The organism is Pseudomonas sp. NPDC089406, assembly GCF_044900265.1.
Classification (GTDB): Bacteria; Pseudomonadota; Gammaproteobacteria; order Pseudomonadales; family Pseudomonadaceae; genus Aquipseudomonas; species Aquipseudomonas fakonensis.
Genome location: NZ_JBJDNC010000010.1, coordinates 1 through 11,109 on the forward strand (window position 1 = coordinate 1; position 11,109 = coordinate 11,109).

Annotated in this window: 12 protein-coding genes; 4 read left to right on the plus strand and 8 right to left on the minus strand. The window is 66.6% G+C overall.

From position 1 onward, the window contains the following. The first annotated feature begins 394 nt into the window (after window positions 1-394). The 4 genes from ACI2KK_RS09275 to ACI2KK_RS09290 all read left to right on the plus strand — a co-directional run bounded on the left by ACI2KK_RS09275 (window position 395) and on the right by ACI2KK_RS09290 (window position 4,965). Window positions 395-892, plus strand: coding sequence for an RNA polymerase sigma factor (locus tag ACI2KK_RS09275; RefSeq protein WP_404668706.1), 498 nt, complete (start codon window positions 395-397; stop codon window positions 890-892). 23 nt (window positions 893-915) lie between these two features. Then, window positions 916-1,881 (plus strand): FecR family protein, encoded by a 966-nt coding sequence (locus ACI2KK_RS09280; protein WP_404668707.1) that lies wholly within the window; start codon window positions 916-918, stop codon window positions 1,879-1,881. 97 nt (window positions 1,882-1,978) lie between these two features. Then, window positions 1,979-4,390, plus strand: coding sequence for a TonB-dependent siderophore receptor (locus ACI2KK_RS09285; protein WP_404668708.1), 2,412 nt, complete (start codon window positions 1,979-1,981; stop codon window positions 4,388-4,390). Window positions 4,391-4,521: 131 nt separating this feature from the next. After that, window positions 4,522-4,965 carry an EF-hand domain-containing protein gene (locus ACI2KK_RS09290; protein ID WP_404668709.1) on the plus strand — a complete coding sequence of 148 codons (444 nt, stop codon included), beginning with the start codon at window positions 4,522-4,524 and terminating at the stop codon, window positions 4,963-4,965. Between the two features lie 129 nt (window positions 4,966-5,094). On the opposite strand, the gene ACI2KK_RS09295 is transcribed toward ACI2KK_RS09290, so the two are convergent. The 8 genes from ACI2KK_RS09295 to ACI2KK_RS09330 form a co-directional block, all read right to left on the minus strand. Continuing rightward, window positions 5,095-6,135: an AI-2E family transporter gene (locus ACI2KK_RS09295; RefSeq protein WP_404668710.1), complete on the minus strand. Its 1,041-nt coding sequence runs from the start codon at window positions 6,133-6,135 to the stop codon at window positions 5,095-5,097. Between the two features lie 11 nt (window positions 6,136-6,146). Next, entirely contained in the window at window positions 6,147-6,941 is a 795-nt protein-coding gene (locus tag ACI2KK_RS09300; RefSeq protein WP_404668711.1) for a DUF4892 domain-containing protein, read from the minus strand. A 102-nt stretch (window positions 6,942-7,043) separates the two neighbouring features. Continuing rightward, window positions 7,044-7,898, minus strand: a complete 855-nt coding sequence (locus tag ACI2KK_RS09305; protein WP_404668712.1) for an alpha/beta hydrolase — start codon at window positions 7,896-7,898, stop codon at window positions 7,044-7,046. After that, complete coding sequence (locus ACI2KK_RS09310) at window positions 7,895-8,683, minus strand: alpha/beta fold hydrolase (RefSeq protein ID WP_404668713.1); 789 nt, start codon at window positions 8,681-8,683, stop codon at window positions 7,895-7,897. Before ACI2KK_RS09310 ends, ACI2KK_RS09305 begins: the two co-directional genes overlap by 4 nt. Before the next feature lie 99 nt (window positions 8,684-8,782). Then, a complete protein-coding gene (locus ACI2KK_RS09315; RefSeq protein ID WP_404668714.1) occupies window positions 8,783-9,166 on the minus strand; it encodes a hypothetical protein in 384 nt (127 codons plus the stop codon). Between the two features lie 97 nt (window positions 9,167-9,263). Continuing rightward, a complete protein-coding gene (gene sixA, locus ACI2KK_RS09320; protein WP_404668715.1) occupies window positions 9,264-9,722 on the minus strand; it encodes a phosphohistidine phosphatase SixA in 459 nt (152 codons plus the stop codon). Further along, the gene (locus tag ACI2KK_RS09325) at window positions 9,719-10,066 is read right to left on the minus strand and encodes a DUF4389 domain-containing protein (RefSeq protein ID WP_404668716.1); all 348 of its coding nucleotides are present in this window, start codon (window positions 10,064-10,066) and stop codon (window positions 9,719-9,721) included. The genes sixA and ACI2KK_RS09325 overlap by 4 nt, the downstream gene beginning before the upstream one ends. A gap of 15 nt (window positions 10,067-10,081) precedes the next feature. Further along, window positions 10,082-11,107, minus strand: a complete 1,026-nt coding sequence (locus tag ACI2KK_RS09330; RefSeq protein ID WP_404668717.1) for an NAD(P)H-dependent glycerol-3-phosphate dehydrogenase — start codon at window positions 11,105-11,107, stop codon at window positions 10,082-10,084. Window positions 11,108-11,109 lie beyond the last annotated feature (2 nt).

Genomic DNA, 11,109 nt, shown 5'->3' on the forward strand with positions numbered 1-11,109 from the left:
ATCGGGCCAGGGACGGCCCGTCGGCGCGTACCCCCGGAGCAAGCCCGGAGTGAGGGTACCCCGGAGCGAAGCGCAGGGGCCGGATGAATGGAGCGGGGATTTTTTGGTGACTTTTTGATCCTTCAAAAAGTTACCCGCCGTAAGGGCGGAAAGGTGAATAAGCGTCACTATAAATAATGAATGCACATACAACTTTCAAAACCAACCAACCAACAAACTAACAAACTAAAAAACTAACCACAGCGTCCCCCCAAGATTCAAACCACCCGCAAGCCCCCAATCGCCAGCTAGCCAACGCCCCACACCCCCATACCCCCAACAAATACCAATAAAAGCAATTCTCATTTGTGCCACCGTGCCGCCTCGTCATCGTCCGCCCGCCAGGCCCCCCACCATGTCCAGCTCAGATCTCAAGGCCCTCTACCTGGCCCACCGCGAGGAAATCCAGGCCTACCTGGACCGCCACCTGCGTTGCAAGGAAACCGCCGCCGACCTGACCCAGGACACCTTCATCCGCCTAGGCGAACAACTCGGCCGCAGCCGCATCGAGAACGTACGCGCCTATCTGTTCTCCAGCGCCCGCAACCTGTTCATCGACCACACCCGCCGCCAGCAACACCGCAAGAGCGAACCGCTGGACAGCGAAGAGGCCGCCGCCGCCGCCCAACCCAGCGTCACCCTCGAGCAGGCCGCCATCGCCAACCAGCAACTGGCCGCGCTCAACCAAGTGATCCAGAATATGCCCGCCCCCTGCCGCGAGGTGTTCCTGATGGTGCGCGTCGAAGGCATGACCTACGTCGATATCGGCGAGCGCCTGGGCATTTCGCCCAAGACCGCCTACAGCCGCATGGTCAAGGCCCTGGAGCTGCTGAAAAAAGGCATGCCCCGGTGAACCGCCCGCACAGCCCAGAGCCCATGAACAGCCAACCGCCCCTGCTCGACACCGCCGCAGGCGATGACATCGGCCACCAGGCCAACGCCTGGTTCGCCCTGCTGCACGGTGGCGCGCCCAGCGCGCAGCAACGTGACGCCTGGGCGGCCTGGATGGCGGCCGATACGCGCCACGCCGAGGCCTACGCCGAGCTTGAGCAGTTGTGGGCACTGTCTGCATTGCTCAAACCACAGCCCGTTACCGCAGCACCGGCAACGCCGCAGCTGTCGCGCCGACGCTTCGTCGGCATGGGCCTGGCGGCCAGCGTCGCGGCGCTGGCCGCCGGCACCGGTACCCTGTGGCTCAAGGGCGTGGACGCACCCTTCGCCGACCTGCGCACCGCCGTGGGCGAGCGCCGGGTGGTGCAACTGCCCGACGGCTCCACGCTGGAAATGGCCGGACACACGGCACTGAACCTGGACTTCAGCGCCACCCGCCGCGCCGTCGAACTGCTGCACGGCCAGGCCTACTTCAACGTGCGCCCAAGCCCTGCCGGCGACTTCAGCATCACCACCCAGGCCGGGCAACTGCGTACCGCCGAGGCCGAGTTCTGCCTTGCGTGCGAACACGCCGAGGCGCAGCTGGCGGTCAGCCGCAAGCAGGTGCAGGTACTGACGGCCAGCCAGCAGACCGAGCTGGGCGAAGGCCTGGCGCTGCGCTTCAGCAAGGCAGCCACCGGCGACATTCAGCGCGCCGAGCTTGAACAGGCGCTGGCCTGGCGCAGCGGCCGCCTGGTGTTCTTCAACGAACCGCTGGCAACGGTGGTGGGCGAGCTGCAACGCTGGCGCCAGGGGCGGATTTTCATCATGGACAAGCAACTGGCCGCGCGCCGGGTCAGCCTGATCCTCAACCTGGAACACCCCGAACAGATGCTCGACGTGCTGTCCCGCGCCCTGGCCGTGCGCACCACGCGCTACACCGAGCTGGTCACCCTGCTCTACCCCGCCTGAATTTTTTTACATCGCCATCAGACATTTCCACACCCCATGCGTCTTCAAGCGGACTGAGAGTTATTCGCATATCTGCATTTGCATGGGGCTCGCCTGAATGGCTACACGACACACGCCGTACACCACCCTTCACCCACGCTGGCAGCGCAACGCCTTGAGCGCCGCGCTGGCCTGCACGCTGCTGGTGGGCATGCTGCCTGCGCAGGCGGCGCCGGCCCAGGCAGCCAGTACGCACAGGCTGGCGCTGAACATTCCAGCGCAACCCCTGCGCCAGGCACTGCTGGTGTTCAGCCAGCAGTCCGGGCAGAACGTACTGCTGGACGGCAATGTCGATGCCAGCCTGCGCAGCACTGCGGTGGTCGGCAGCTATTCGCCGGACGAGGCCCTGGCGCGGCTCCTGCAAGGCAGCGGCTACCGCTTCGCCCGCACCGATGCGGTGACCCTGTACCTGGTACCGGTCGATACCGGCACCGGCAGCGAGGTGACCCTGGCCCCGACGCAAATCCAGTACCAGCTCGGCGACGCCGAGGCCTTGAGCCGTGGCTACCAGGGCAGGCCGGCCGCCAGCACCACGCGCCTGGGCCTGAGCCCGCAGGAGACCCCGCAGGCGGTGTCCACCGTCACCCGCGCGCAGATCGACGACTTCAAGCTCAACAGCGTCAAGGACGCCCTGCGCAACGCCCCCACAGTGACCGTGGAGCAGTTCGAGACCGACCGTACCGCGTTCACTTCGCGCGGTTTTACCATCGACAACTTCGAGTTCGACGGCATGGGCATGCCGTTCTCTTCTGGCGTGTTGCTGGGCGACCAGGATCTGGCCGAGTTCGAGCAGATCGATGTGCTGCACGGCGCCAACGGCCTGATGAGCGGCGCGGGCAACCCGTCGGCCACCGTCAACTTCGTGCGCAAGCGGCCCACCAAAACGTTCCAGGCGCAGGTCAACACCAGCGTCGGCTCGTGGGACAACCGCCGGGTGGACTTCGATGTCAGCGGCCCGCTGACCGACAGCGGCAAGGTGCGCGGGCGCTTCATCTACGCCCACGACAAGGGCAACTCCTACCTGGACCGCTACAGCCACGAAATCAATGTCACCGCCGGCCTGCTGGCCTTCGACCTGAGCGACGCCGACACCCTCACGGTGGGCTTCTCGGAGCAGAAAAGCGACTCCAACGGCAGCACCTGGGGCGCCTTGCCGATGGCCGACTTCGCCGGCAACCCGATCCACTACAGCAGCCGCAGCGCCAGCGTCGGCCAGCCCTGGACCTACTGGAACATCCACACCCAGCGTGCTTTCGCAGAACTAGCCCACGACTTCGGCGACGGTTGGCACGGCAAGCTCACCGTCACCGGCACCAACCAGCATCAGGACACCCAGATGCTGTACGCCATCCCCTTCACCGCCGACGACGCCTTCGCCTACATCAACCGCACCACCAGCACCGAGCACCAGCTCACCGGCGAGGCGCAGTTGTCCGGCCCGTTTGCCCTGTTCGGCCGCGAGCATGAACTGACCCTGGGCGCCAACTACGGCCGCAGCCGGCATGACGAGCGCGGCCATTACGCCAGCGCTAGCGGCAACCAGCTCGTCAACCTTGAAGACGCCCTGGCCGGCAACGTACCGCTGCCGGCACTGACCTACACCGATGAGCTCAACACCCAGCACTTCACCGACCGACAGAAAAGCGTCTACGCCGGGGCGCGCTTCAGCCTGAGCGACGACCTGCACTGGATCGCCGGCGCACGCATGCTCAGCGCCGACGGCGAAGGCATGGGCTACGGCTCGGCTCACGACACCCGGGTGCACGGCAAGGTCACGCCCTACACCGGGCTGGTCTATGACCTGACCGAGCAGTGGAGCCTGTACGCCAGCTGGACCGAGATCTTCAAGCCGCAGTACCTGCGTAGCAGTGCGGGCGGGGTGATCGAGCCGCTGGAAGGCACCAGCAGCGAGGTGGGTATCAAGGGCAGCCTGCTCGACGAGCGCCTGAACGTCAGCGCTGCGCTGTTCAAGACCGAGCAGCAGAACGTGGCGGTGACCACCGGCCAGATCATCAACGGCCAGTACGCCTACCGCGGCGAAGACAACGACAGCCATGGCATCGAGCTTGAGGCCTCCGGCGAAGCGCTGCCGGGCCTGGACCTGGCGGCCGGCTACACCTACGTGCATATCGAGGACCACAACGGCGACAAAACCCGCCGCTACGTGCCCAGCCATACCCTGCGCGGCAGCCTGACCTACCGCCTGCCGGCGGCGCCCCAGGCCAAGGTCGGCACCCGGGTGCAGTGGCAGAGCGCAACCGAGGCCGACGGCAACCACCGGGTGCGCCAGGAGGCCTATGCGCTGGTGGACCTGATGGGCAGCTACCAGTTCGACCAGCACTGGAGCGCGGCGCTGAACCTGAACAACGTGTTCGACCGCAAGTATCTGTTGTCGCTGTATCAGTCGGCAGGCTCCACCAACTTTGGCGCGCCACGCAACCTGACCGCTTCAGTAACCTGGAAGTATTGAGGCCTGGGCTGAAGGCCCGATCGCGGGGCAAGGAGGTGCAATTAGCACATGTGTGCTATGGCTCGTGCGCGCCTGCCCCGCTACGGTGCCGTGCTGGATTGCCTTCCCCTTCTGCCTACAGGACGTTGCCCATGCCATCACCCACCCGACTGTTATCCGCCGGCCTGCTGCTCGGCCTGCTCTGCAGCCAGGCAAACGCTGAGTCCATCGACGAAATTTTCAGCGCCCAGGACAGCAACGGCGATGGCGCGCTCTCCGTGCAAGAAGCCCGGGCAGCGGCCCCGGCGATCTTCCGCAGCATCGACCGCAATGGCAATGGCAGCCTGGACGTCGACGAAATCGCCGCTCACATAGCCGCCGAGGCCGGCCCGGGCACGGTATTCCCGGCGCAAGTGCTGGCCTCGGTGGCGCAGAAAACCCTGCAATACTGGGACGGTAACGGCGACGGCAAGGTGACCGAACAGGAATACACCGAGGCTGCGGTCGCCTTGCTGCTGATGGCCGACAGCGACGGGGACCGGCTCGTCACCCGTGAAGAGTTGCAGCGCTTTCGCGGTGAAGGGCCCGCGCAGTAGCGTTGCCGCAGACGGCCCCATCGCCGGCAAGCCGGCTCCTACATTGGCTATCGCGAATACCTGTAGGAGCCGGCTTGCCGGCGATGGGGCCAGCCCAAACAACACATCGACAACAACAAAGCGCTGTGCTCACCGCTGCGCCGAATGCCGGCTCCAGTCCAGCAGCAGGCTATACCCCACCGCCAGCAAGGTCGGCCCGATGAACAGCCCGATAAAGCCGAACGCCAGCAACCCGCCGAACACCCCCAGCAGCACGATCACCAGCGGCAGGTTGCCGCCGCGGCTGATCAGGTAGGGCTTGAGCACGTTGTCCACGCCACTGATGACGAAGGTGCCCCAGATACCGAGGAACACCGCCATGCCGTACTCGCCCTTCCATACCAGCCAGCCGGTGGCGGGTATCCAGGCCAGCGGCGGGCCCATGGGGATCAGGCTGAGCATGAAGGTCACCAGGCCCAGCACGATGGCCCCGGGTACCCCAGCAATCAGAAAGCCGATCAGCGCCAGCAAGCCCTGGGCGGCGGCGGTGCCGATCACGCCATTGACCACCCGCTGCACGGTGCCGGCCACCAGCTCCACGTAATACTCCGCGCGCTCGCCCACCAGCCGCTGCAGCAGGCGCTGCACGAACGCCGCCAGGCGTGGGCCGTCGCGGTAGAAGAAGAACACGAACACCAGGCTCAGGGTGAGCTCCAGCACACCGCTACCGATCTGTGCGCTGCGTGCCAGCAGCCAGTTGCCCACCTGGCCCAGGTAAGGCTTGGCTGAGGCCAGCAAGGCCGCGCCCTGCTGGTCGAGGGATTGCCACCAACCGACCAGGCGCTCGCCGATGAAGGGTATGCCCGCCACCCAGGCCGGTGCATCGGGCAGGCCCTCGACCTGAATGTCACGCACAAAGGCGGTGGCATCGCGGATATGGTCGGCCAGGTTGAAACCCAGCCACACCAGCGGCAGTGCCACGATGAGGATCCAGGCGGTGGTCAGCAGGCTGGCAGCAAGGGTCTCGCGCCCGCCCAGTACGCGGGTCAGCAGGCGCATCAACGGCCAGCTGGCGAAGGCCAGGATGGCGCCCCACAGCAACGCCGAGATGAACGGCGCCATCACCCACAGCGCGGCGCCGAGCAGCGCCAGCAGCAGGATCTGCACCAGCAGGCGGTCGGTGTTGGGCATGGGGCGCTCGCTCAACGGATCAGCTCCAGGTGCAGGCCATCGGTAGGTGCATCGCCCACCTCAAGCCGGGCGCTGCGCACGCCGGCCTTGACCAACTGCTCGCGCCAGGCTTCGGCACCCTTGCCGCTGAGGCTGGCGCGCAGGGTGCTGTCGAGGTTGAGGCTGCGGGCCAGCAGCGCGGCCCAGTTGGCCTGGGGTTCGGCAAGGTCCGGGTAGTCGAGCTTGCCGGTGTCGCGCAGCTCGCGCAGCACGGTGGCGGCAGTGGGCAGGATGTCACCCAGCGGGCTTTCGGCGACGAACTCCTCGACATGCAGGTAGGCGCGGCGGTTGCCACGGGTGACGCTGTACAGCGCCACCAGGGTGTCGGCTTCTTCGGCGGAGCGGCGCAGCAGGATGAACGCCTGTTGCTCGTCACCGCCATTGAGGCGGGCATTGGCGAACACGTCGTTGGCCCACAGGCTGGCTTCGCCGCAGTCGCGGCCCTGGCACCAGAACAGCGGGTAACCGCCGTCCTGCTGCAACGTTTCTCGGGCACTGGTGAAGGCTTCGCGGGCGCTGCGCTCTACCGGCAGCTCGTAGGTGACCGAACTGACCTGGCCACGGCTTTCGACCTTGTCTTCGACCCGCAGGCGGCCGCTGATCTTGCGCAGCGGGCCCATGGGGTAGACCCGCTCCTGCTCGACCGCAGGGCGCTGGTCGACCACTTTTGCGTCAACCGGAACGGGCAGGTTGCCGGCCCACAACAACGGGCTGGCGACGGCGAGGCAGGCGGCGATGGCGCCGCGCAACAGCAACGGTGTGCTCATCGGCAGCCCTCGTGGCTGCGGGGTTTGGGTGCATGGATGTCTGGCATGTACATGGTTGTCTCCCTTTCAACCCGCCAAGCCTCGACACTTGCCCGGTGCAAGTCAAGGAAAGCCAAAGAAGCGATTGAAACAGTCTGCAACAAGGCTTGCGCCGTGCTCGTCGTTCAGGTGCAGGTGATGGCCACCCGGCAACAGCACCTGCTGGAAGGGTAGCTGCTCCAGCAGCTGCGTGTGGCGCGCCAGCATGCCGTCGGCGGCCACCACCAGGCAGGCCGGGCATTTCACCCGGCGCACGAAGGCCATGGCCTGGGCCTGGGCCAGGCGCTGCGGCGAGGGCAGCGTCAGGCGGCTGTCGCTGCGCCAGCTGTAGCCACCGGGCACCGGCATAAGGCCGCGCCGGGCCAGCAGCTCGGCAGCCTCGCGGCTGACCGCCACCATGCCCTTCATGCGCGCCTCGACGCCCTCGTCCAGCGAGGTGTAGACAGTCTTGCGTTTGCCATCCAGGCGCAGTTGCGCCTGCAGCGCCATACCCAAACGCTCGGCGGCGTCCTGCTCGGCGCCGGTGGGCGGGATCACGCCGTCGATCAGCGCCAGGTGGCTGACCCGGTCGGGCAAGGCGCCCGCCAGTTGTACCGAAATGATCGCCCCCAGCGAATGCCCCAGCAGGCCGAAGCGCTGCCAGCCCAGCTGCTCGGCTACTCGCAGCACGTCATGGGCGTAGTCGGCCAGGGCATAGCTGGCACCTGGGGGGCGGTGCTCGGAATATCCATGCCCGGCCAGGTCCAGGGCGACGATGCGCAAGCCCTTCAGTTGCGGTGCCAGCCGGGCGAAGCTGTTGGCATTGTCGAGCCAGCCATGCAAAGCGATCACCGGCAGGCCGTCGGCGGGCCCGAACAGGTGCGCGGCCAGTTCGATATGGCCCAGCGCCAGGCGCACTTCCTCCACTTGCGGGCTCATGCCTGCCCCCAGCGGTCGAACAGGCCCTTGAGCAGGCTGGCGGTATCCAGCGGGCGCTCCAGCGGGAACATGTGCCCGCCCGGCAGGCTGTGGTACTCCCCCTGGGCCATGCCGCGCACGCCAAGGGCATGGTGACGGCGGATCACCCGGCTTTGGGTGCCGCGCACCACCGCCAGCGGCACCTGCATCTGCCGCGGCGGCAAGGGGCTGGCGTGCGGGATGCTGCGGTAGATGCTGATTTCGGTGGCCGGGTCGAAGCGCAGGCGCAGGCCGCCGTCGGCTTCTTCCAACCCATGCTCCAGATACGCTTCCAGGCATTCAGGGTCGAAATGGCGGAACAGGGTCTTGCCGGTGAAGTAGCGCCGGGCGCTGTCCCGGTCGGTGAACACCTCGCGCCGGCCCAGAGTGCGGCCTGCCGGGGTGATGCGGTCGATGAACCCCCAGCGCTTGGCGGCCTGGATCAGCCACTGGTCGGCGCGGGTCAGCACGGGCGAGTCGAGCATCACCACCCCGCGGTAGTACTGCGGGCAGCGCAGCGCCGCATGCAGGTGCAGCACACCGCCCAGCGAGTGCCCGACGCCCCACACCGGCGCCTGCTGCTGCGCAAGGTGATGCAACAGCTCGTCCACCAGGTTCTGCCAGTTGTCGTTCACCGGAAAGCGCGGGTCATGGGCATGCTGCGCCAGGTGCTGCACGGCGTAGTCCGGCGCCAGGGCGCTGAACAACTTGCCGTAGGTGGCCGAGGGGAAGCCGTTGGCGTGGGCGAAGAAGATCTGCTGCGACATGGCCGCCTGCTCTGCTCGGAGGAGTGATGGCCCATTGTCGGCAAGGCAAGGAGTGGCGGCAACGTTCGGAAAGGTCATCGCCGATGGCGATCAGGTCAATCAGAACTTTCCGAAGCTGTCCATGGAACGTCGCAGGCAGGCCTGGACATAGGCCAGCTGATGCTCCAACGCCTCGCGGGCCAGGCGCTGGTCCTGGTACTCCAACTGCAGCCGGCGCAGGGCCAGGCAGCTGGTTTGCAGCAGCTGCGCCATGCGCTGGCTGGCGTCCTGCAGGCGGCGCAGCTCCTCTTCACCGTCGAACGAGGCCCCGCTTGCGGTGCCCTGGTGCCCACGCACCGATGCCATCAACTGGTACATCTTGGCATCGGCACTGTCACGCAGCAGGCTGTATTCGGCAAAATCCAGTAGTTGATCGTCCTGAACCTTCTCCAGTGTGGGTTGCAGGTCAACCGAACACACCAGCTCCATCCATCGCCCGCTCATGCCTGTCTCCCCAAACGCCAGCGTTATCACTTGCTGGTGATAACGCTAGCAAGCCGGGTGAGCGGGCAACAACTGGCAAAAATATCAGTTGCCGGGGTTATTCCGAATGGTGAAGGGCGCGCAGGGTCATGAGCCCCGCCAGGGGCCACTCGCCCTCGAGTTGTGCCAGGCTGGCCGTGCTCATGGGCGCCGGTTGCTGGCGGTGGCCATGCTCCAGCAGGCTGACCAGCGAGCCCACCAAGGGCTGGTGACTGACCAGCAGTACCTGTTCGAGCCCCAACCGCTCAAGCTCGGCGAGCACCTGCTGCGGGTCGCTTTCCGGGGTCAACCAGGGCACCGTGCGCACCGGCTGCGCAAAGCCCAGGGCATCGTGCACCAGGGCAGCCGTTTGCTGGGCACGCACATAGGGGCTGGCGATGATCGCCTGCAACGGCTGGCCGAGCAGGTGCGCGGCGCTGAACAGCACCTGTTCGCGGCCATGCTCGGTCAGGCGCCTTTCGGCGTCGGTGTTGGCTCGTGGTTGGGCTTCTCCGTGGCGCAGCACCCACAGCTTCACAGCTTGGGCTCCTCGTCGCGCACCGGGTGCGGCGCCGGCGGCACGCTGTGGGGGGCCTCGCCTTCGGGGGCACGCGGGGCCGGCCAGTCGGCGAACGGCCAGGGCTTCTGCTCGCTGTGGAAGCTGCCGAAACGGCCGATCTGCGCCAGGTACTGGCTGAGGCTGTCGCCGAAGTTCATCAGGCCGAGGCTGGGCGCGCCGTAGATCAGGCGGTAGACCAGCTGCACCAGCACCAGGCCTGCGAGCAGCAGTTCGGCGAGCTGCCACACCACCAGGAACACCAGCATCCACAGCACCCGCAGGATGATCGACACGCGCTGGGCGCTTTGCGGCGTTTCGTTCATGTGTCGCTCCTTCGTTCAGTTGAAACCGCTGGTGGAAATGAAATCGACGTCGGTCTTGGGCTCGGCGCGCATCAGGTGCTCGATCACCTGGGCCAGGGTGCGGCCTTCGAACAGGATGGCATGCAGGCCGGCCACCAGCGGCATGTACACGCCTACCTCTTGCGACTTGGCCTTGAGCACCTTGAGCGTGTTGACCCCTTCGGCCACCTCGCCCAGGCGGTTGACGGCCTCGTCCAAGGTCAGGCCCTGGCCCAGGGCGTGGCCCACCTGGTAGTTACGGCTCTTGGGCGAGGAGCAGGTGACGATCAGGTCGCCGACCCCGGCCAACCCAAGGAAAGTCATGGGGTTGGCACCCTGGCTCACGGCAAAGCGGGTCATCTCGGCCAGCGCGCGGGTAATCAGCATGCTTTTGGTGTTCTCGCCCATGCCCAGGGCCACGGCCATGCCGGAAATGATCGCGTAGACGTTCTTCAGCGCGCCGCCCAGCTCGACGCCAAAGCGGTCGGCGCTGGCGTAGACGCGGAAGGTGCGCCCGTGCAGCACCGCCTGCACCCGCTGGCACAGCGCTTCGTCTTCACTGGCCACTACCGTGGCGGTGAGGGCGTGCTCAGCGATCTCGCGGGCCAGGTTGGGGCCGGAGAGCACACCGATACGGGCCTTGGGCGCGATCTCTTCGAGAATCTGGCTCATCAGCTTGAAGCTGTGCGCCTCGATCCCCTTGGTCAGGCTTACCAGGCACTTGCCGCCGAGCAGCTCGGCATGGGGCGCCAGCACACTGCGCAGGGCGCTGGAGGGCAAGGCCACGAAGACCAGCTCGCTACCTTGCAGCACCGGCAGCAGGTCGCTCACCGGCTCGACGCCGTCGTGCAGGCGGATGCCCTTGAGGTAGCGCGGATTCTCACGGTTGCTGCGCATCGCCTCGGCCTGGGCCGGGTCGCGCATCCACTGGCGCACGGGGTGGCCGTTTTCTGCCAGCAGGTTCGCCACGGCGGTGCCGAAGCTACCGCCTCCAAGAACTGCAACAGGGTGCTGTTCAGTCATAT